20 protein-coding genes and 1 pseudogene are annotated in these 21,180 nt (G+C 40.0%); 12 read left to right on the forward strand and 9 right to left on the reverse strand.

Annotation, left to right across the window (positions count from 1 at the left end; all coding sequences use genetic code 11):
- Positions 1–58: 58 nt before the first annotated feature.
- The 4 genes and pseudogenes from AAAT93_RS08340 to AAAT93_RS08355 form a co-directional block, all read right to left on the reverse strand.
- A pseudogene (locus AAAT93_RS08340) lies at positions 59–340 on the reverse strand (ATP-binding protein); the annotation flags it as partial.
- Positions 337–1,053 carry a replication initiator protein A gene (locus AAAT93_RS08345; RefSeq protein ID WP_117981933.1) on the reverse strand — a complete coding sequence of 239 codons (717 nt, stop codon included), beginning with the start codon at positions 1,051–1,053 and terminating at the stop codon, positions 337–339. The gene AAAT93_RS08345 and the pseudogene AAAT93_RS08340, both read right to left, overlap by 4 nt.
- Positions 1,054–1,071: 18 nt before the next feature.
- Positions 1,072–1,455 carry a hypothetical protein gene (locus tag AAAT93_RS08350; protein ID WP_006858996.1) on the reverse strand — a complete coding sequence of 128 codons (384 nt, stop codon included), beginning with the start codon at positions 1,453–1,455 and terminating at the stop codon, positions 1,072–1,074.
- A 3-nt stretch (positions 1,456–1,458) separates the two neighbouring features.
- Positions 1,459–2,376: a ParM/StbA family protein gene (locus AAAT93_RS08355; protein ID WP_227573090.1), complete on the reverse strand. Its 918-nt coding sequence runs from the start codon at positions 2,374–2,376 to the stop codon at positions 1,459–1,461.
- 220 nt (positions 2,377–2,596) lie between these two features.
- On the opposite strand from AAAT93_RS08355, the gene AAAT93_RS08360 reads away from it, so the two are divergent.
- From AAAT93_RS08360 to AAAT93_RS08380, 5 genes are all read left to right on the forward strand, one after another.
- Positions 2,597–3,271 carry a response regulator transcription factor gene (locus AAAT93_RS08360; protein WP_014080778.1) on the forward strand — a complete coding sequence of 225 codons (675 nt, stop codon included), beginning with the start codon at positions 2,597–2,599 and terminating at the stop codon, positions 3,269–3,271.
- A complete protein-coding gene (locus tag AAAT93_RS08365) occupies positions 3,259–4,437 on the forward strand; it encodes a HAMP domain-containing sensor histidine kinase (protein WP_227573091.1) in 1,179 nt (392 codons plus the stop codon). Before AAAT93_RS08360 ends, AAAT93_RS08365 begins: the two co-directional genes overlap by 13 nt.
- A gap of 108 nt (positions 4,438–4,545) precedes the next feature.
- Positions 4,546–5,616: an ABC transporter permease subunit gene (locus AAAT93_RS08370; protein WP_227573092.1), complete on the forward strand. Its 1,071-nt coding sequence runs from the start codon at positions 4,546–4,548 to the stop codon at positions 5,614–5,616.
- A complete protein-coding gene (locus AAAT93_RS08375) occupies positions 5,613–6,269 on the forward strand; it encodes a transporter (RefSeq protein WP_227573093.1) in 657 nt (218 codons plus the stop codon). The genes AAAT93_RS08370 and AAAT93_RS08375 overlap by 4 nt, the downstream gene beginning before the upstream one ends.
- A gap of 3 nt (positions 6,270–6,272) precedes the next feature.
- Positions 6,273–7,145 (forward strand): ATP-binding cassette domain-containing protein, encoded by an 873-nt coding sequence (locus AAAT93_RS08380; protein WP_005348496.1) that lies wholly within the window; start codon positions 6,273–6,275, stop codon positions 7,143–7,145.
- A gap of 37 nt (positions 7,146–7,182) precedes the next feature.
- Here the strand turns inward: AAAT93_RS08380 and AAAT93_RS08385 are convergent, their stop codons facing one another.
- Positions 7,183–9,429 (reverse strand): tetratricopeptide repeat protein, encoded by a 2,247-nt coding sequence (locus tag AAAT93_RS08385; protein ID WP_227573165.1) that lies wholly within the window; start codon positions 9,427–9,429, stop codon positions 7,183–7,185.
- Between the two features lie 250 nt (positions 9,430–9,679).
- Here AAAT93_RS08385 and AAAT93_RS08390 point away from each other — a divergent pair, with 250 nt between their 5' ends.
- Positions 9,680–9,814: a hypothetical protein gene (locus tag AAAT93_RS08390; RefSeq protein ID WP_005348500.1), complete on the forward strand. Its 135-nt coding sequence runs from the start codon at positions 9,680–9,682 to the stop codon at positions 9,812–9,814.
- A gap of 46 nt (positions 9,815–9,860) precedes the next feature.
- Here the strand turns inward: AAAT93_RS08390 and AAAT93_RS08395 are convergent, their stop codons facing one another.
- Both AAAT93_RS08395 and AAAT93_RS08400 read right to left on the reverse strand, forming a co-directional pair.
- Positions 9,861–10,469, reverse strand: a complete 609-nt coding sequence (locus AAAT93_RS08395) for a hypothetical protein (RefSeq protein WP_006857836.1) — start codon at positions 10,467–10,469, stop codon at positions 9,861–9,863.
- Positions 10,462–10,647 (reverse strand): hypothetical protein, encoded by a 186-nt coding sequence (locus AAAT93_RS08400; RefSeq protein ID WP_014080774.1) that lies wholly within the window; start codon positions 10,645–10,647, stop codon positions 10,462–10,464. Before AAAT93_RS08400 ends, AAAT93_RS08395 begins: the two co-directional genes overlap by 8 nt.
- Before the next feature lie 338 nt (positions 10,648–10,985).
- Between AAAT93_RS08400 and AAAT93_RS08405 the strand changes: the two genes are divergently transcribed.
- The 3 genes from AAAT93_RS08405 to AAAT93_RS08415 all read left to right on the forward strand — a co-directional run bounded on the left by AAAT93_RS08405 (position 10,986) and on the right by AAAT93_RS08415 (position 15,380).
- A complete protein-coding gene (locus tag AAAT93_RS08405; protein WP_196020740.1) occupies positions 10,986–12,668 on the forward strand; it encodes a recombinase family protein in 1,683 nt (560 codons plus the stop codon).
- Positions 12,669–12,756: 88 nt separating this feature from the next.
- On the forward strand, positions 12,757–13,131 hold the full coding sequence (locus tag AAAT93_RS08410; protein ID WP_227573094.1) for a CAAX protease family protein: 375 nt from the start codon (positions 12,757–12,759) through the stop codon (positions 13,129–13,131).
- A 317-nt stretch (positions 13,132–13,448) separates the two neighbouring features.
- Positions 13,449–15,380, forward strand: a complete 1,932-nt coding sequence (locus AAAT93_RS08415; RefSeq protein ID WP_207738819.1) for an ATP-binding protein — start codon at positions 13,449–13,451, stop codon at positions 15,378–15,380.
- A 46-nt stretch (positions 15,381–15,426) separates the two neighbouring features.
- Here AAAT93_RS08415 and AAAT93_RS08420 read toward each other — a convergent pair whose 3' ends face one another.
- Together AAAT93_RS08420 and AAAT93_RS08425 are read right to left on the reverse strand one after the other, a co-directional pair.
- Complete coding sequence (locus AAAT93_RS08420) at positions 15,427–16,257, reverse strand: AraC family transcriptional regulator (protein ID WP_227573095.1); 831 nt, start codon at positions 16,255–16,257, stop codon at positions 15,427–15,429.
- 157 nt (positions 16,258–16,414) lie between these two features.
- Positions 16,415–16,630 carry a YlcI/YnfO family protein gene (locus AAAT93_RS08425; RefSeq protein WP_195541119.1) on the reverse strand — a complete coding sequence of 72 codons (216 nt, stop codon included), beginning with the start codon at positions 16,628–16,630 and terminating at the stop codon, positions 16,415–16,417.
- Positions 16,631–16,981: 351 nt separating this feature from the next.
- Here AAAT93_RS08425 and AAAT93_RS08430 point away from each other — a divergent pair, with 351 nt between their 5' ends.
- The 3 genes from AAAT93_RS08430 (at position 16,982) to AAAT93_RS08440 (ending at position 21,106) form a co-directional block, all read left to right on the forward strand.
- Positions 16,982–18,316: a hypothetical protein gene (locus AAAT93_RS08430; protein WP_227573096.1), complete on the forward strand. Its 1,335-nt coding sequence runs from the start codon at positions 16,982–16,984 to the stop codon at positions 18,314–18,316.
- 175 nt (positions 18,317–18,491) lie between these two features.
- Positions 18,492–19,253: a hypothetical protein gene (locus AAAT93_RS08435; RefSeq protein WP_227573097.1), complete on the forward strand. Its 762-nt coding sequence runs from the start codon at positions 18,492–18,494 to the stop codon at positions 19,251–19,253.
- A 71-nt stretch (positions 19,254–19,324) separates the two neighbouring features.
- Positions 19,325–21,106 (forward strand): InlB B-repeat-containing protein, encoded by a 1,782-nt coding sequence (locus AAAT93_RS08440; RefSeq protein WP_227573098.1) that lies wholly within the window; start codon positions 19,325–19,327, stop codon positions 21,104–21,106.
- Positions 21,107–21,180 lie beyond the last annotated feature (74 nt).

The following is a 21,180-nucleotide window of genomic DNA, read 5'->3' on the forward strand; positions in this document are numbered from 1 at the left end:
TGTGTTGTTAAATTTATTCTATCTGAAAGCAAGTATGGTTATATAGGCAGCGGAATTAGTCATAGAGTGCTTTGTCCTGTAAGCCGCTGGTTTTAAGATGCTCTATTTCCATTTGTTTTTCATGAAGTTTTCTCTGGGCCTCTTCCTGCTCAAAGATTTCCTGCTGGCATTTACAGCGGATGGAAGGAATAAGAACCTTTCCCTGTAATTCATGCCGGCATTGTCTTGGCGTATTGCATTTGGAACAGTAGATCAGGTGGTCTGTTTCGTTAAAATATTCATCAGGCTGAATCTCTCTGTTTGGTGTTATAGCGGTTGCTTTTTCTGTAAATTTTGTCATAATGTTTCGTATTCCTCACTTTCGTAATTTCTTTGCCGGGAAGCAGGATGATCCTGGCTTGCCCAGCTGATGATGGTAGCTGCATGGTTCTGGTATTGCTTTCCGGTAGAAGCCATATAACCGGATAAGCGTTCAATATAATCCTTCCAGTCAGGGATTGTCTGTCGGATATCTTCCAGCTCTTTTTCTGACAGAAAAACATTTTGAAATTTTCCATAGGGTGAGAGTGGCTCCTTACTCCCTCTTTTTTCTAAATTGTTCTTTTTTATCTCTTTCTTATTACCAGACAGTTTTCTGTCTGTATCAGGGAAAGAATCCTGTCTGTCAATAGGACAGTTTTCTGTCTGTCTTAGGGAAAGAAATCTGTCTGTATAGTGGATGGTTTCTTTTGGGAGTTTTACATAAATCCGATTGGGCTGTCCGGGTCCCTGCCGTTTTCGGAAGATAAGCTCCTGTTTTTCCAGTACTGCCAGAGCAGTTTTAACCGTCATCTGGCTTTTATGGAGAACTTCTGCCAGTGCTTCAATTGTAAAGTAAATGAACACATGACCATTGATATCTGACCAGCCCTCATTTTTCTGGGAAAGCCTTGCCCGGTCGAGCAGGATAATATAAAGCATTTTGGCAGTTTCGTTTATTTCCATGTCCAGAAGAAAACGGGGAAACATCATATAAGATGGCAGGTTGGTGTCTGCTGTCAGAAAGTCCGTCATGTGTTCACCTCCAATCAGTTATTCTCCAAGAAAATCCCAGTCTACATCACTATCTGGCTGCGAATTTTCAGGTGTTGGAAAGGACGCCCTGATTTGGGGCTCCCTTTGCACCATGCCTGCAGTCAGTCCGGAAAGAAAAAGTGGCAATGCCTGTTTCAGACTGTTTTCCACTGCATCTACAATCTGTTTCACAAAAAGTTCTTCCCGTTCTCTTGTTTCCAGATAAGGATCAGCCTGTGTGCGGTAGTAGCGGTCAAAATAATCTACCAGTGCAAGAGAGATTACCTGACTGTAAGATTTAAAATCCTGCCTGTCCATTGTCTGTAAATATTCCCAGGCTCTCCGCTGCTGTTCTTTGCCCAGATTAAAGCGCAGGTTGGTGTTGCGGATATTGTTCTGCATGGTTTATCCCCTCCTTTTCAGGCTCATATAAGCCAGAGATTCGTAACCTTTGGCGGTGGCGCAGATGTCATCAATGATGGTGACTCGTGATTTGTCATACGTTCCGAAGTTACGAATCAGGCATCCACCACCGCCAATCACATACAGGCGCATCAGGTCAGGATTGTATTCATATTTGCGGAGCGTGGAAAAAAGTTCTGCCACATACTGTCTGGCAATAGAACTGATACAATCCAGATATGGTGCTGAAATGTCAGCGGTTCCAAACCGCAGAATCTGTTCTACTGTGGATTCTTCAATTTTCACTCCGAATTTGTCCAGAACAGCGTTCTTTGCGGCAATCATGCATTGGTTTACACCAAGTTTTTCTGTCCAGCATCGGCTCTCCTGAGCTTTCTTATTGTTGATATACAGAATGTTCATGGTTCCGTTTCCGATATCTGCAAGGAGATTAGTTCCCTTGAAATTTCCAAGGTGGTTTACAATAGCCGGATATCCCTGTGGGTAAAGGCTACATCCCACAAAGCGGAGATGATATTCTTTGCCGTTGAAACGGTAATGGACTTCTGGATTCTGGAGCAGATAGGAACGAAAAGCTTCTCTTTGATTTCTGATCCATGTCAGAGGAAGTCCGGCAGCCAGATGAACATCTGCTTCACGGATGGAAAAGACATTCAGTTCCCTTGCAATAGCCATTAGCGTCAGAAGATAATATTCTTCGTCTATAGCTTTATCCGGGATAAATTCTTTGTGTCCTTCGCCGATCCGGTAGTAAATGCCGTTGTATTCCAGAATATTCCCGGTGAAGATTGGTTCAGTTTCATAGGCTTTGATGCCGGTTGGGGTGACGGTGTTTGCTGTTTTCATATTGCCGTAGCCATGATCTACAGCAATGATTTTGGTGTTTCTGAGTTCTCGCATAAAAAATACCTCCGTTTTCGTATTGATTGATTCAGCAGGTCGTACCGGTGTGGTACTGCTCTGCTGTGGGATAAGCATACGAAAATCGGAGGAAAAAGGCATTGAGGGGAAATTGAGCAGGAATTGAGAAAAAAGATATATTGTGCTTACGTTCTTCATGTACTCTTGTTGTGATTTCATTGTTTTTTATCGTATAATATGGATACTGGAGGTGGTTTGGATGAAATACAAGATTTTAGTTGTCGATGATGATAAAGAATTGGTGAAAATGCTTTGTAGTTATTTTAATATGAAACAATATGAAACCATTACGGCTACAGACGGAATGGAAGCATTAAATAAAATAAAAATGAAACCGGATATTATTTTGTTGGATATCAATATGCCACGCATGGATGGGATTGAAGTATGTCGTCTGATACGCAGTAAAGTGTTATGCCCGATTTTGTTTCTAACAGCAAGAGTTGATGAAGATGATAAAATTAATGGGTTGCTTTCGGGTGGGGATGACTATATTACGAAACCATTTAGTCTTCGGGAGTTGGAAGCAAGGATTGTCACAAACATAAAGAGAGAAGAAAGGCATCAACAAAAAACGGAATACCGTTTCATGGATGAAATGCTGATTGATTATTCTGAAAAAATAGTAGCTATAGCCGGACACAGGATGGAGTTCACAAAAATTGAATATCAGATTATTGAATTCTTATCCATGCATCCAGGGCAGGTGTTTGATAAAGAACGTATATATGCACAAGTCTGTGGATATGATGCGGAAGGGGACAGTAGAACGATAACGGAATTAGTACGGCGTATAAGGAAAAAAATAGCGGATTATTCAGAAAAAGAATACATAGAAACTGTATGGGGGATTGGATACCGATGGAAAAAATAAGAAACTTGTCACTGAAAAAAACAATTCTGCTTTATTTTGTGATCAGCTTAACGGCAGCATTTCTGTTATCTGGATTTACAGTTCATTTTGCAGGAAATATGCAGAATAAAATATGGGAAAAATATATTGATTATGCAGATTATACGGACGTGTTTCAGCAATATGGAAAGAAATACGAGATTGAGATATCAAGACCTAATCAATCGCAGATGAATCGTTTGGACCATCATCTTTCGGAAATGTGTGACTTTATGGAAACATATTCGGTACTGATTTTTTCGATTGTTGGGAGTGTTGCTGCGGTATTCTTTTTTTATAAAAATAAGTTAAAGACGCCTCTACAGGAATTAAAAGATGCCTCACAAATGATTGCAGATAATGAACTGGATTTTCATGTGTCCTATGAAAATAAAGATGAGATGGGAACGTTGTGTAAAGAATTTGAAATGATGCGAAGTGCTTTTGCAGATAACAACAGAAAGATGTGGCGAATGATTGATGACGAGAAGGTCTTGCGGAATGCAATTGCACATGACATACGTTCTCCACTTTCCATATTGCGAGGGTATCAGGAAATGCTCTTAGAGTTTGTTTCTGCTGAGAGTATAAAAACAGAGGATGTTATTGATATCTTACAAACAGGCATGTATCAGATTGACCGTATAGAGCATTTCACGGAAAACATGAGAAAAATGTCCCATTTAGAACAGAGGGAACTGCAATGCTCAGAGATAGAATTATCGGAACTGGCAAAAAAGATTGAGGCAGAAGCTGCCATGCTGTCCAAGAAGGAAAGTAAATTATGTAAGGTAGAAAGAGTGCAGGAACAAAACATTGTGAAAGTGGATGAGGAACTTGTCATGGAAGTGGCAGACAACTTACTGGAAAATGCGGTTCGATATGCACAAAAAAGTATTGCTTTGCAGATAAAGAAAAAGGATGGTTTTCTTATAATTTCTGTTGAAGATGATGGAATAGGATTTGTGGATACTGAGGAAAAAGTAACAGAACCATTTTATCATAAGAATCCACAAGATGATTTAAAGCATTTTGGCCTTGGTATGTATATTTCTCGTATTTTCTGTGAAAAGCATGGAGGAAATTTGAAAATATATAATGCCAGACAAGGCGGTGCTCATGTAGAAGCTCTTTTCAAAGCTGAATAAAAATACTTTATAAGGCTGAAATCACAAATAAAGTGGTTTTAGTCTTTTTTGTTGTGAATTTATTGAGAATTGATTTGTATGATGTTGTTAAAGAAAGGAAGAGATACAATGAAAACAATCATAAAAAGAAGTATACTTGATTATTTAAAGAACCCTGTTTTGTGGATTGGCTTGATTATTATAGTTGCCAGTATGTATCAATGTCTGTCATCGTATTTGCAAATTCATTATATCAAACAGAATGAACAGATCACACAAAATGACGTAGCATTGGAAGATGCTGATGTCATGGATGGGTACATTCCCACATCTGATGATAAAGAAAGAAGAAGGGAGTGGGAAGATACGATCAAAGAGACGTTAATGGACACCTCCAAAAATGGTTTTGGATTTAGCAGGCAGGAAGCAGATCATGTAATGAAAGAAATTCAGAATATGGATGTAAAGACTGCTTCTGAGTTTTTGGAATCCCAATATGGCTATTATAATGCAATAGATGCTTATGAGGACCTTGAAATTCATAAGGGGACAGCAGAAGAAATCAATCATTATATCGAGCGGAAATTATCCGAACATTCTTTTTCCTGGTACTTTGCCAAAAAATTTACGGATTTTGCAGGATTGCATATGGCCTTTTTTGCAACAGTCTTGCTATCATTTTTATTTATTCAGGATACACGAAAAAGTACCTATGAATTATTACATACAAAGCCTGTTACGGCAGTCCAATATATATGTGGGAAAGTAATAAGCGGATTCATTAGTATGCTGGGAGTATTAGTGATTTTGAATGTTATATTCTTTATGCTGTGTTTGAAAACGTCTTTAGAATCGGGCTTTCCAGTAACACCAATTGATTTTTGCGTGAATTCTCTGATCTATATTATTCCGAATCTTTTGATGATATGTTGTGTCTATACAATTACAGCAGTAATATTTAAAAATCCGCTTCCGGCAGCACCAATCTTGTTTTTACACATTATATATTCAAATATGCTGACCATGAAGAATGATATTTATTATATGAGACCGTTCTCTATTATGGTGCGATTCCCTGGCAGATTTTTTGAAACACATGTAGCCAAAATGTCAAACATAAATCAGATTATTCTTGTAATTTCATCAGTTATATTAGTATGTATTTCTGTTACAATCTGGAAAAGGAGGAGGGTTCATTGAAAACGGAACTAAAAAACTGCCTGTCGTTATATAAGATTTTTTATTCATGTGCATTTATACTGATATTGTGTGCTATTCATCCGATTATATACTATGAAGAAATCGGTTCAGCGATTCAGTCGCCAATAGCATTTTTAACAATTATTTTTTGTAGTGACACATATTTGATGGAAGTAAAAAGTAAGCGTGCCGATGTATTTCATTTGTATAATCAAAAAAAGCAGTTAAAAGTAATATTGCAGAGAGTGGGCGTTCAAATATTATATTTATTAATACTTTCTTGTGTTGGATATGTTTTGTTTTTCTGGCAAAAACCGGGCAGTGTAAACGAAGGCATTTCGGGTATTCAGATATTTCTTTTATATTTCATTGCAATGTTTGGAACTATCTGGCTTTGGAGTATATGCTCTGTGATTTTGTGTACATTGCTTCGAAATATGTGGGCAGGTATTGGATGTTTATTTGGAATTGTCATTGGACTTATATCAAAAGCGGGAAGTTCATTTTTCGGAAATCTGGGATTGTTTTCTTTCAGCTTTTGTGAACCTACTCAATTAATGTCCGAGAGTTGGATTTATGGAACGCTTGTGTCTTTTATAGCGGGGCTGTTTTTATTTGCAGTATTACCAATGACTTTAAAGAAAAGAGGATAGATTATGAGTATTAGAATAAATGATTTAACAGTTAGATTTAAAAATGGTGTAGTTGCAGTAAATAAGGCATCTCTTGAAATACCTAAGGGAATTTACGGACTTTTGGGTGAGAATGGTGCCGGAAAAACCACTTTGATGAGGGTTCTTACAACTGTTTTAAAACAAACGGAAGGAATGGTTTCCCTTGATGGAATTCTGTATAACGAGGGAAATTATGAGAAAATACAGAAAAAGATTGGTTATCTTCCACAGGAAATCGACTTATATCCGAATCTTACGGTGAAAGAATGTCTTGTATATATGGGGGGACTGTCAGGAGTAGCCAGAAATGACCTCGAACAAAGAATTACCTATTATCTGGAAAAGACTTCTCTTACAGAGCATCAGAATAAAAAAATGCGGCAATTATCTGGTGGTATGAAGAGACGTGTCGGACTCATACAGGCACTTCTTAATAATCCGGATTTTTTGATTATTGATGAACCTACCACCGGGTTAGATCCGGAAGAAAGAATCAGGATCCGCAATCTTTTGGTTGATTTTTCAAAGGATAGAACTGTGCTGTTTTCCACTCATGTAGTAGAAGATTTAGCAGCAACCTGTACACAGCTTGCCATTATGAAAAAGGGAAGTTTTTTATATTCTGGAAGCGTGAGTGGGTTGCTGGAAAATGCAAAGGGCTGTGTTTGGAATTGTACGGTACAAAATGCAGAAGAAGCCCGTTTGTTAGAAGCCAATTATTCTATATCATCTAAGCAGTATGTAGAAAATGGAATTCATATGAAAGTATTAAGCAAAGGAAAGCCAAATGAGAATTGTGTCCTGGATAATGATATCACTTTGGAAGATGCATATATTTATTTGACGAATAGTTGAATATAACGGCGGGCAAGTTGCCCGCCGTAAATTATGCTTATTTTGTTAAAAGACCGGATAGATTTTTTCCAATGAAAAATCCAATCTGTGGATATAACTCCTGAATTTCCTGATATTTTGCTTCAATCATTTCTGGTTCATCAGCCCAGATCTTTTCATATATTTTGAAAGTTCTTTTAAAATGTGTTTTGGCTTGCGGAAGATTGGCAGTCATCAGATAAATGGTTCCAAGGGTTTCCTGAACTTTGGCATAATCCAGACAGTCATCGGAATGGTATTCCTTGATGATGCCGGATAATTTTTGCAATTCAGAGATTCCTCTTTCGGGTTCCTGCTGTTCTGTCAGGAACATTGCATAATTGGCAATCTGAGGTATGCTGTCATTTATATGAAGCAGGTTAAATTGGTCAAGCAGTGAGATACTTTTTTCCATGTGTTCTCTTGCAAGATCGGGATGACCGTTCATGCGGTAAAGTCCACCGAGATTGGCATGAAGGTTGGAAACAAGGCGAGCATTGTCAGCAGTGATATTTTCTATCTGGGCAAGTGCATCCTTTTCCAGTTTTATTGCTTTTTCTGGCTTGATTTCAAGAGTAGTCTGAAAATCCAGTAACAATGCCCGGTCAGAATCGGTGCCAATGTCTTTACGCTTCAAAAAATTTTTCAATTCCTGAATGATTGCTTTCATACCTTTCTGGTAATTATAATTATCCATATATGGAAAAACATTTTCCAGAAAAAGTAGATATTTTGGTATATCATCTTTTTCAATCAATTCTATGATGTTTCCTGCTGTCTGAAACAGCTTCTTGTAATAATCGACTTCAATTCCATGCATTAAACATATTTTCTGTAAAGAATCCAGTAATATGTGACAGCTACTTACAGATGGTTTTGTCTCTGAAAGGGCAATTTCCTTAATCATAGGATGCAGGGAGATCGTGTGACGTGTAGTTGTCTGCACAAAACCAGTTTCAATCAAGTCGTTAATTTCATTTAAGGTAGGCAGTTCCAACCATTTGGCAAATATGCGGGCAGAAATACCAGTGTAAGGAAGAAAACACAAATTGCACATGATATCCTGCTGTTTTCGGGATAAAGCATATAGTGAAAATAGAGTATGGATATGACTATAATAAGTGGCTTTACTGCTTTGACCATCCTTGATTATCTTAATTTTATCTTCATTATCGAGAGATGCTCTTTCTTCCTGAAGTTTTGCTAATAATTGACCTGGAGTTGAAATTCCATTTTCCAAAAGTTTTGCAGCCAGTTCTACAGCAAAAGTATGATAGTGTACGGTCTCTATGATTTTTTCGATGGTCGAACGATACTTGTCTGCTTCTGAATAAAATGCAGATGTCAGTTGGAAAAGAATGTTTATATCCTTTATTTCTTTTAATTGAAAAGTACAGTATTCATTCAGATTACTTCTGGTCGTAAATAAAATCTGACAGCGGTATTTTAATACTACTGACAGAAAACTGTCCTGTGTAGCAGTGACATTAAAATTATCTATGATAAGCAGAGTATCGGATTTCAGGGAACGAAGAAAACGGTTATGTCTTTGGAACCGTTCCTGTTCGCTGATTTCTGGTGGATCATCAATAAAATCCATGTCAGTAATGTCCTGATGAAGATCACCTGTATATTCTACATATAGAATGTTAGTGTAATGCTTTTTGTAATGTTTTGCGTAGGCTTTGGCAAGTTCGCTTTTACCAATACCGGCAATTCCGCAAAGAAAAACATGACGGTTTTCCTCAAGCATGGTATATAATTCTTCTAGTTCTTTATCTCTTCCGATAAAATGACGGCATGGTTTCGGAACCTCACTGTCCATAATATAATCCAGCACAATGGGTGACAGGGCACCTCCGGCAATTAATTTTTGATTTTTAGTATCACGTTTGATAAATTGTCGCTCCATGCCAAAAGAAATCAGCTTTGCAAGAAAAAGCAGACGTGAGTTGGCTGGTTTATACAGAGAAGCCAGATTTTTCTTTTTGGCATCGGAGATGTTGTCATCTTGTATAAATAATGTGTATATATCCTGCATAGCCATATTGCAGTCAGACATCAATGGAAGCAGATTCTGGTGAATGGTATGGGCTAATTTTTCCTGATTGGATGGCTTGGAATAGTAAGCGGATATTTTAGGGCTGATTTTAGCCTGACCAGTCATCCAGCGGCAAACCAGACCGTTGTCCATTGAAAAATCCTGATTTGCCGGATCATCCATAAAATCTTCAAATAATTCGTATAAAAAATCAGGCTGACTCATTTGATTACTTTCGCTGATATGATTTTTTAAGCAAGTGCTAATAGAAGAAAAATCGCATCGATTCAATAGAAATTCCCCTTTCATAGTTAAGATTAAGTATATCCATCATAACACGAACATATATTCGATTCAAGAAAATGCAGATATTTTTAAATTGATTGTGTCAATTTACAATCAAATTCTATTCAATGTGGTTTTCCGGCAGGTTCTGTAAAATAAGCTCAGATCAAAACAATAACGGGAGGAGCTTATGCAACAGAATATTGAATTTGAGCGGTGCATTGATTTTCTGGTACGGATGATTGATAAGTACGGTGCTGAAGTCCTCCGGGAGTTGGAGGAAGAAAAACAGAATAAAGAAGAAAAAGAAGCGGCAGTTTCCTGAAATACAAAATGTAAATCAGACTGTCGCTTTTTCATGTACTTTTAAATCAAATAAATTTTAAAAGCTGATGCAGAGTGTGTGGCTCATTATTCTGAGAAGCGGTAATACGAGTATCAAATGGCTTGAAATGATTCTGCGTATAAAAGCTCAGAAGAAATTCATTATCTTCGCATTCAAGAAACTCCATAACGCCACCTACGGAATATTTGAGACTGGATATGGTTTCCAGTGCAAATCCCAGTAGAATATTTCCAGGAATTCGTTTTTCCTTTGGAAGAGAATAGTTCTTTCCCAACTGGGCGATCAGGTAAGCTGCGGTAGTATAGGATTGTGTTTCTTCATCCAAAATACTGACACGGGACAGCTTTTTTGCCATTGTCTTGCTGATATTTGAAGCACGGACAGAGATGGGTTTTACTGTAAGTGAAAAATAACCAACCAGTGAAGCATCTTCAGCATCAAATACCAGATAAGTGATAGATTGATCTTTTTTGGTAAACTCAATCGCATTATGTAATAAAAAGTATTCCACATCGGGATTTTTGGGACAAGAAAAATCGGAGAGTAAGTCGTAAAGACTTTCCTCTCCGATATATGTCGGTTCGTCTTTATCCAAATATGCCCGAATATTAACGGTAAAATATTTATCAGACATGTTTTTTCTTCCTTTTTGACATTAAAGCTAAGATTTCCTGTGGGTTCGTTAACTGACGTCCGGGAAGTGTCTGCTTTGGTGTGCGGTCACGGTCAGCTTCGTCAATTGCTGCGACAAAACGCTTTACGCTATTTGGATTGGATACGACAAAATTATGAGTAATACTTGAAGTAGCCATACTAACACCTCCTCTTTTTTTGGCTTTTTTGTGTATTTATAGTATATGCAATGTGTGATAAAAACACAATATCAAAAACAGAAATTATTTCTAAATAATTTTCAAGCCGGACATTTATTAGACGCTTCCGGTAGGCGAACAATATTTTCGAGCCAATCATTTATAAGTCGCCAATGGTGGGCGGGCAATATTTTGATAACAGAAATGCTCTGTATCTAACTTAATTATACGATTGGCGAAGAAATGCGTCAATACGGAAAATAAGTATTGAAAATAGTTGGAACAAGTACTAAAATTAAGTTGGGACAATAAAACAGAGTTATACTGCGAGGAAGATTATGAAGAATAAAAAGATTAAATGCGATATATATACCAGAGTATCCACAACCATGCAGGTAGATGGATACAGTCTGGATGCTCAGAAAGAAAAACTCAAGAGATATGCGGAGTTTCAGAACATGGAAATTGTAAATGAGTATTCAGACGAAGGTAAGTCTGGAAAGAGCGTAGAGGGCAGACCGGAATTCCAACGTATGTTAGACAATATTGAGAATGGAACAGATGAGGTGCAGTTTGTATTGGTGTTCAAGCTTTCCAGATTTGGTCGTAATGCGGCAGATGTATTAAATTCTTTGCAAAGAATGCAGGACTTCGGAGTGAATTTGATCTGTGTTGAAGATGGAATTGACAGCTCTAAAGATAGCGGAAAGCTGATGATTTCCGTTCTGTCTGCGGTGGCAGAGATTGAACGGGAGAATATCCTTGTTCAGACAATGGAAGGACGTAAGCAGAAAGCCAGGGAAGGAAAATGGAACGGTGGATTTGCTCCATATGGCTATGAATTGGTAAATGGAGAATTGCAGATCGCAGAGGACGAAGCAGAGATTATTCGCCTGATCTATGACAAATTTATTCATACCAATATGGGAATCTCTGCGATTGCTGCATGGCTGAACCAGCACGGATATAAAAAGAAAAAACGACAGAATAATACACTGGACGCATTTGCTTCTTCGTTTATAAAAGGTGTTCTGGATAATCCGGTATACTGTGGAAAGCTGGCTTATGGACGAAGGAAGAACGAGAAAGTTTCAGGAACAAGAAATGAATATCGCATTGTAAAACAGGAAAATTATATGCTGCACGATGGTATCCATGAAGGGATTGTTTCAGAAACAGACTGGGAGTTGGCCCATCAAAAACGAGAAAAAACAGGTGTGAAATATGAAAAGACACATAGTCTCGATCATGAGCATATTTTATCTGGAATATTGAGATGCCCGTTATGTGGAAGCGGTATGTATGGAAACGTGAATCGAAAGAAAAAGAAAGACGGAACTTTATATAAGGATTATTTCTATTATGCCTGCAAACATCGTCGCCTGGTAGATGGTCATAAATGTGGATATCGTAAACAATGGAGTGAGGAGAAGATTAACAATGCAGTGGAAGAAGTTATTCGGAAGTTGGTGAAGAATCCAAAGTTTGAGGAAGCAATACTGAATAAAATCGGTTCAAGAATAGATACAGAAGAAATAGAAAAAGAGATTGAAGGATTGGAAAAGCAGCACAGGCAGTTGACCGGAGCAAAAGCAAGACTTGGACAGCAGATGGACAGTCTGGATATTATGGATAAATTTTATGAGAAGAAATATCAGGATATGGAGACAAGGTTATACCGTTTGTATGATGAGATTGAAGGCGTGGAGAACAGTATAGAGGAAGTAAAGAATCGCCTGCTGAATATTCAGCAACAGAAAATATCAGAAGAAAACGTCTATCAATTTCTTTTATATTTTGATAAACTATATGATAAGTTCACCGACCTGGAGAAGAAAGAATTTCTTAACAGCTTTGTGGAACAGGTGGACATTTACGAGCAGGAGCAGCCAGATGGCAGATTCCTGAAGCACATAAAGTTTCGTTTTCCGGTGTATTTTGGAGACAGGGAGACACAGGAACTTTGTTGGGACAACGAAAGTACCGTTGAGACGGTTTGCTTGCTGTCGAAGAGACCTTGATTTTATGCGGCTTAGCGGGCTTTTTTGAAGATTATGTACCTGTGTTTTTAGCAGGAAAAAATGTAGATAGAAAATAGAAATTATTCCTTTGATAATAGGTTTTGTGGGAGCTGTGGCTGAATTGTATGGTGTTGAGTCATTTAACCGGTTCGTATTGATGTCATTACCGATAGGAATAAGAATGGTATGTATGATTATGACTTACTGGTTAATTGCATTGATTCCAGCCATAGTTATGGTTGTTAATAAAGACAAGTTGACAGATTATGGGTTTAGCAAAGAGAAAATAGGAATGCAAATTATTGTTGGTATCCTAATTGGAACTGTAATGTCGGTTTTGCTGACATTAATACCTCATCTAATTGGTTTTGGTGAATTTGTAGATAGTGGAAAAAGATATAAATACCTATGGCAATTCATTTATGAATTCTTTTATTGTATATTTGCAATTGGCCTTGTCTGATTAAGTTGATTGATACAACAACTGAATAATAGGAATGTTAAAAAGAACATCGCTATGTGTAAACAACATGGCGGTGTTTTTTGTCCTTTTCCAATACATAGCTGTCGGAAGGAGCAATAAATTGGATGAAATTGTATATATGCTTGACGAGTGGGCATCCACGAAGAAGTTTAATGATATCCATCGTTATCATGAATGTATATCGACAGCAAGCAGAAATGTAAAAATCTGTTGCAACGGAAAATGTCGCGTAGTATTATAACCAAGATATTGGAAAAGCCATGTTCAGGTGTGCATTTCTGAAAGGGTGGAGTTGTATGGAGAAGAAAATAAAAGAAGGGATACATTTGAAGAAAAAGAAAAGGTTTGTAAAACAAAAAATATCAGGAAAGATCTTTGTTCTTATGGGACTGGCTATCATTCTGGCCATAGCTGCGTACACATTTATTCTGCAAAGCGCCTATACCAAGACCGCACTGGAAACAGAAATCTCCCGTGATCGAGCAAGTGCAGATGCAGTCCATAAACTGGTGGATGGAAAAATTGGATGGGAGGATTTTTCACAAATCAAGGATCGTTCAGATGAAGAAACACGGTTCTATAAGGATATTTCCTGCTATCTCAATGAGATCCGGACATTGAATTCTACAAGATATATTTACATTGCTACGAGAGATGAAGAGGGAAAATTGATCTATGTAGTGGACGGTTTGGATCCAGATGCCGGGGATGTAAGACATCCTGGGGATTATATAGAGGATGAAATGGTTCCCTATATTGAAAGGGCTCTCTCTGGAGAAAACGTGTATTCCCAAGATATTGTGGACACAACCTGGGGACCGATTTTCACGGCTTGTTATCCGGTACGTTCAAATCTGGATGGAACGGGAGATATTGTAGGTGCATTTTGTATGGAAATGGATATGCAGTCTGCGTATGGCATGGTAGTGAAAACAAACAAAATTTCCGTAATCTGTGGCACGATTGTCGGATTGGTGTTGATGATGATCTGTTTGAGTACCTATTTTATATACCAGAAAAGTAAGGAAGAAGAACGGAAGCAAAAGCAATTATTGCTGGAGGCTGCGGAAAAAGCAGATGCTGCCAATCAGGCAAAATCTACATTTTTACTTAACATGAGCCATGATATCCGAACACCGATGAATGCCATCATTGGATTTACCAATATTGCATTGCACCAGAATGTTGTTGCAGATATTCATGGAAGTCTGGAAAAGGTACGGGAAAGCTCAAATCATCTGCTTTCGTTGTTGAATGATGTTCTCGATCTCAGTCGTATTGAAAGCGGAAAAGCAGTGTTTTCTCCTGAACCGGTGGATATTACCAAACTGACAGATAATGTTCTGGCAATCATGAAAGGTCTTCTTTATAACAGAGATTTGAAGTTTGAAGTATACCGCGAAAGACCAAAGAATCCCTATGTTCTTGCAGATGCTGCACGTATTCGGGAAGTTCTGACGAATCTTCTCGGTAATGCTGTGAAATTCACAAAGGATGGTGGAATGGTCACCCTGGATATCAGCAGTCATCCGGGAGAGGATGACAAGCATATGATAGTCCGTTATATTGTGAAAGATAACGGTATTGGGATGAGTGAAGGGTTTCAGAAAAAACTATTTAAACCATTTTCGCAAGAAGATGATAGCGGTGCCAGAACACAATATAAAGGTACCGGACTTGGAATGGCCATTACAAAGGAATATGTTCACATGATGGGTGGCAAAATTGACGTGGAAAGCAAAAAGGGCATTGGAACTACTTTCACAGTGGAGATTCCGTTGGAGTTGACAGAGCAGGATATTCATCAAAAGCAAGAAGAACCGGTGCATCGTGATTTGACGGGTGTCAATGTTCTTATGGCAGAAGATAATGATCTGAATGCCGAGCTTGCTACGGTGATGCTGGAGGATGCAGGCATGGTAGTGACACGGGCATCCGATGGAAAGGAAGCGGTCGAACGATTCAAAAATCATCCGCGAGGCACTTACGATATTATTTTGATGGATATTATGATGCCGAACATGGACGGACATCAGGCTGCGAAAACGATCCGGGCCATGGAGAAGGAACGACCGGACGCAAGTTCGATTCCGATTATTGCCTTGTCCGCAAATGCGTTTGCGGAGGATGTCAAGGCTTCCGTGGATTCTGGTATGAATGGACATATTTCAAAACCATTTGACATGGAAGAAGTAACCGCTACCATTGAAAAATACGTCAAACCTTAGAACAATAATAAAACTGTTATGCGGACTTGCGGAGTTTCATGCTATATTAGTGATTCTGATCCCGCCAGTTTTTGGGGGAGACACCATATATATTTTTAAAAGCTCTTGAGAAATGCAGTTGGTTTGGATAGCCGACTGCATTTCCTATATCTGCAATTGATAATTTCGTCATTTTCAGCAGCTCTGTTGCTTTGGACATCCGGTAGTGTATCAGGAATTCCTGTGGCGTTTTGCCAATGGAGTTGTGAAATATCTTTCCCAGATAGCTGCGGTTGATGCCGCAACAGGCAGCTATATCTTCGATAGAGATGTCATAAGGAAAATTCTGCTCTACGAAGTTGATTGCTTCTTTTATATAGTAATCGCTCATTTTACCGGTTTTTATCATCCGGGTAGAGGAGGTGGAACGGATGAGTGCATCCAGAAAAAGATAGGAATGACCGATCAGGTGAAAAGGCGGTTCATCTGGGTGCTTGGCAATATAGAGCATTTCATTCATCATGATTTCCCGGTATTCCTTTGAGGTGGCATGATAGATCGGCTGGTCTTTTGAAAAACCGGCAATGTCCAGTGCTTCTTTTACCCGTAATCCATCAAATTCCAGCCAGGCATATTCCCATGGGTTAGTCTTATCTGCGATATAGGTGCTGATCTGTCCCGGATACAGAAGAAAGCCCTGTCCGCTTTTGATCGAATAATTTCTAGTCTCTCCTTTTTGATCCTGCGCCATTAAAAGTCCGGTTCCGGAGATGACATAATGAAACAGATAGTGGGTTCTGGCAGCCGGCCCGAACTGATGAGCCGGTGTACAGCGTTCCCATCCGTACTGATAAAAAGCAGCTTGAAATGTTGAAATTCCGGAAAGAATTTCCGGCATTTATATCACCTGGAAAAAGGACGGTTATCTTGCCCGTCTGTCTGCAGACCTAAAAGCCCATACCTATCGGATTCAGGCTCTTGATCCATCCGGCAACCTGATCTGGCAGATGTAATGTGTAAATTCCCTTAGGCAGATTGGTATGAACGGTGCTTTTTTATACTTTACTCCCATCCTGTTTCTCTGGCTCTGCATTGGAGTGATCGGGTCTTTGCAGGTCGTGCAGCGCGTATTCGCAAGCTTGGATGACAAAGCTGGAGAAGGTGACATCCTGATTTTGAATCGCTGCTTCTATTTTGTGAATTAAAGGAATTGGAAAACGAATCGTTTTGTTTTCCGATTCTTTTTTATTTGGTTTTAATTGAAATGCCATAATTACACCTCCGTTTAAGTTATATTATTGCAAATAACAGATGAAGTATGCATTGCAAGATGCAATACGGAATATATTGCAACAAAGAATCGCTTATGCTATAATGGGCAAAGAAATGGGGAAGAAAAGAATTGGTAGTTCCCTCTTGACAAACAATTTAGAATGCGGTACTCTACCAACTACAGGTGGTTCGAGCCACCATTTCGAGAGTTTACCAATTTCTAATTAAACGAGTAATACGAATTCAAGTGATTGAGAAATACGAATTTCCCATTGAAGTACAATGAAACCAGAGACGAGGGTGTACCCACATGGTCGGATAATGTGCGGTATAGCAGAGGAGGATGAATTATGAGAAAAATGGCACAAAAGATGATTGCGATTGCAGTTGCAATGGTGATTGTACTGGGTATGGCATCTGTGACGCAGATGGATACGCTTGCGGCGTCGTATTCTTTCGAGGGAGAGGCGCATGTGCAGACATACGGCGACAGAGCGGGCGTTTACAGGAACAACACGCTGATACTTGGCACGACCGGACAGGCGAAACGGTTGGAGCGGATCAAGATCAAGTTCAACAATCAGACCGGGTATGATGGCTCGATTGAATACCGGGTTCATCGTCAGACGTATGGTTGGACAAACTGGGTGAAGAACAACCAGTTTGCGGGCACCAAGGGGGAAGCCAAGCGGCTGGAGGGAATCCAGATTCGTCTGACTGGAGAGATTGCGAAGCATTATTCGATTCGTTACCGGGTGCATATCCAGACGTATGGATGGAGTCAGGGCTGGCAGTATGATGGCGCGCTCGCGGGTACTGAGGGCGAAGCGAAGAGACTCGAAAGTCTGGAAGTGCAGCTGGTTCCGAAGTCTGAGACGATGGGACTGGTGTACCGCGTACATCGTCAGACGTATGGCTGGGAGACATCGTACAAAACGATGGGACAGGTTAGCGGCACAACGGGCGAAGGAAAACGATTGGAAGGCATCGAGATTGCTTTGACCGGAAATGAGTATAGTGGAAGCATCGAATATTCTACTCACGTACAGAGCTATGGCTGGATGAATGAGGTGTCAAATGGTATGATGAGCGGCACTTCCGGACAGGCAAAACGACTGGAAGCAATCCGAATCCGTCTCAAAGGAGAAATCGCAAACCATTACAATATCTGTTATCGTGTGCATGCACAGACCTACGGATGGCTTTCGTGGGCGTGGAATGGAGATCCGGCAGGTACGAGCGGTCTTGGCAAGCGGTTGGAGGCAATTCAGATCGTACTTGTGAAAAAAGACGACGGTGTTTTGACGGATCTAAATGGAATCAAGAGCAAAGTGGCTTTTCCATATATTACTCCACATGATTGTAAGTGGAAAACGGTTGTAGATGAGCCAGCGCATGAAACACCGATTTATGAGGAGCAGGATGTGTATGAATGGCACTCTATGTGGCCTGATGGTAGTTATGCAGACGAGTTACGTGACTCTTGTGCAAAACAGAGATGGTGTGCACAACATTGTATCAGCTGCTTCCCGGATTGTCCGGACCCAGACCCAGCTGGAAGATGTGCTTTTAGCATCCTTGATGGTGAAGTATGGGTTGGTACTGAAAAAGTACAGACTGGTACAAGACATCACGATGCTGTTACGCACCAGGAGTGCAGTGTCTGTGGCCTTAGAAAGCAGTAACCACAAACAAAAATCAAAACCCCCAGTCTCGAAGCCGAAGAGGCTGGGGCGTCTATCAACGAGAATCACAAATACAAACACAACGAGAAAAACGAACATCCATTTTTAAACGAGCAAATACGAATTTTATTGTAGGCAGATACTGTTAACTTGTTTGGAAAGGGGTGTTTTTTTCATGGAAAAATTTTTAACATTGATAGGAGAACATGTAAGGAAAATCGTAGGGAGACTGCCATGGAATAAAATGGCTGCAAGCACGCAGAAGGATGCATCAATCAGCCCGGAGGTAATTGATGCGATCGTCGTGTGGATCGTGGATACACGGCTTTATCTGTTTTATGACAGAGAGCTGCAGCACTTTGGCATGGAACCGCGGTCTTACATGATGGAGCGGGTGCTGGATGTGCTGGAGTTGCCGGAGTCCTTCCTTGACGATATGTGGAAGGATTTGATTTATCTGATCGTCGCGTATCGGAATTCCGGGGATGCGGCATTGCAGGATAAGGCGCGGGAGGCAGTCTGGCTGTTGTCAGATATCGTGGATAACCACCGCCGGTATCCATTTTTCACGAAGGAGAAAATTGACATGGAAATAGAAAGTATACAGCAGTGCGAGGATAGCTTTCCTGCGCAGTTACGCAAAAAGGTTGCGATGCAGGATGCCTATCTGAACCTGAGACCGAAAGATCTGATTGCCTGTCTGGGGGATGCGGATGCCGAAAGCCGGAGGATTCTGGAGACGTGCGCATGGAAGGGAACAATCGGCTACGAAATCAGTGACATCGATGAGATCGAGATTGGTGGTGGTTTCGATGACGAGTCAAGAATTGAATATTGCGAGCACATCTATGCGATGCTGATCGCGCCATTTGCGGTGTGGCTGGCAAAGACCGGATACAAACCGGACGACGCATTTTTTAAGAAAACCTTGTTGTGATGTCAAGTGCTTTATGATAAAATGTCAAAAATAACTTCCCGGGGAGGGAAGCAGAGAGGGAGGACAACGTTATGAGGAAAAAAACAGGGATTTTTCTAAGTGTATGGTTGTGTATCAGTATGCTCCTGCTGTTATTGGTCAGCACGCCGGTTCATGCAGCAGAAACAAACACGGTGACATTGAATTTTATAGGGGCATCCGTTGACGGAGGAAAGGCCGTTTTTGATGTTGCTGAGGGCTGTAAAGCAAAAATAACATTATGTACGAAAGACGCATGGGATGGTTATAAGGATTGTTCAATCAGTGGGAATGGCATGCAGGTCGATCTGCTCGAGAACGAGTATTATTTGAAGGTTGGTATTTCTTTAGAAGCATCATCCATAGAGGAACTGCCGGGTATGCCGAGTATTTCAAGTTCGGATATTCGGGTATATATCAATGAGACATCGTATAATATTGACAGTAATTCGTATATCAAGCTGGATCCAAACGAATTTAGCGGCAACCTGAATATCAAAGTAGAATACGAACCTGCGCCACCGAAGCCGGCTTATCCAGATGATATTCAGATTACGGCAAGCTGTGATGGAGTAGGAATGGAGATTTCTCTAAATGGAGAGAGAATTGGAAAAGAGAGTAAGGAGATACAAGGGACTGGAAAGGGATATGCCTCTGGTGAAATCTATAATCTGATCCAGATTCAGCTGGCGTTTGGAGATGGAAATATCGGAACTGTTACGGTAAATGGAAAGCCAATTAACCTTCCGGAAGGCACAGAGGACAGGGTGGAATTCACAGTAGCACCTGCAAGTGCATATAAGATCGAGGTTACAAAGAGACTGACGGTTATGAAACGAGTTATCGTATGGGAGAGTGATAATGCCAATAATACAAGCCTGAAAGAGAATGAATTATTAAAGCATGGAAGTATTGCGATTATTGGGATCAAAGATGCAGATGGAACGCCGGTTGAATTAAAGGATATTGATCAGAGCGCCAGTCATGGGTATGGAAGTATTGTGCCGGGGTCAGAAATAACACTTCGTGTAGCACCAGAATATGGGTACCAGCTTGATTCTATCACCATCAATGGGCAGTCTTTGACACCTTCTGCGGATACATCTACATATACATACACGATGCCGGATGCAAATGTTCATATCTGTGGCATATTTACAAAGAAAGAGGATCAGACAGAGCTGAAAACAGATAAAGTGAAAAATGCATTGATTCAGTTAGCAGAAAATGAGATCACTTCAGGAAACAGCAGACTGACGATAAAGGATGCGGTTCTCACACAGCAACAGCAGGACGCCTTTGAAAAGGCAGCCGGGGATTATCAGATCGCAGGATATTTTGACATCAAACTGGCACAGATCCTGTACAAGAATTCTGCAGCAGATCTGTGGGTAAATGATATAGCAGCTTTGAAGAATCCGGCAAAGGTATCCCTTCAGTTTGGTACAGACATGGAGGTTGAAGGCAATGATCTGATTGTCATTCATGAGAATTCGGATGGAACCTATGAGGTTATTCCTGCGTCCTTTGATTCTGCAACTAAGACTGTGATGTTCCAGACAAAGGGATTTTCCAACTATGCGGTCGCATATAAGAAGAGTGAGACAACGACGGAGGATTCGACAAAGGAAACGACAACGGAGAGCACAACCGAAGATCCATCCAAAACTACAACAAAGGATACGACCGAAGCTACGACAAGTGGTACGACAGAAGCAACAAAAGATGCTGTAACAGCTTCGCCTAAAACAGGGGATGATATGAATCTGCCTGTACTTTGCGTGTTGATGCTGGTATCGGGAATGGGCTGTCTCTATGCGGGAAAGAAGCGGTAATTCTGTCTATATTTATGAGAAAAGCACAGTTTGCTTTTGAACTGTGCTTTTTCTGATGATAAACAAAAAAATCA

Source organism: Coprococcus hominis (ex Arizal et al. 2022), assembly GCF_040094675.1.
Taxonomy (GTDB): Bacteria; Bacillota; Clostridia; order Lachnospirales; family Lachnospiraceae; genus Coprococcus_C; species Coprococcus_C hominis.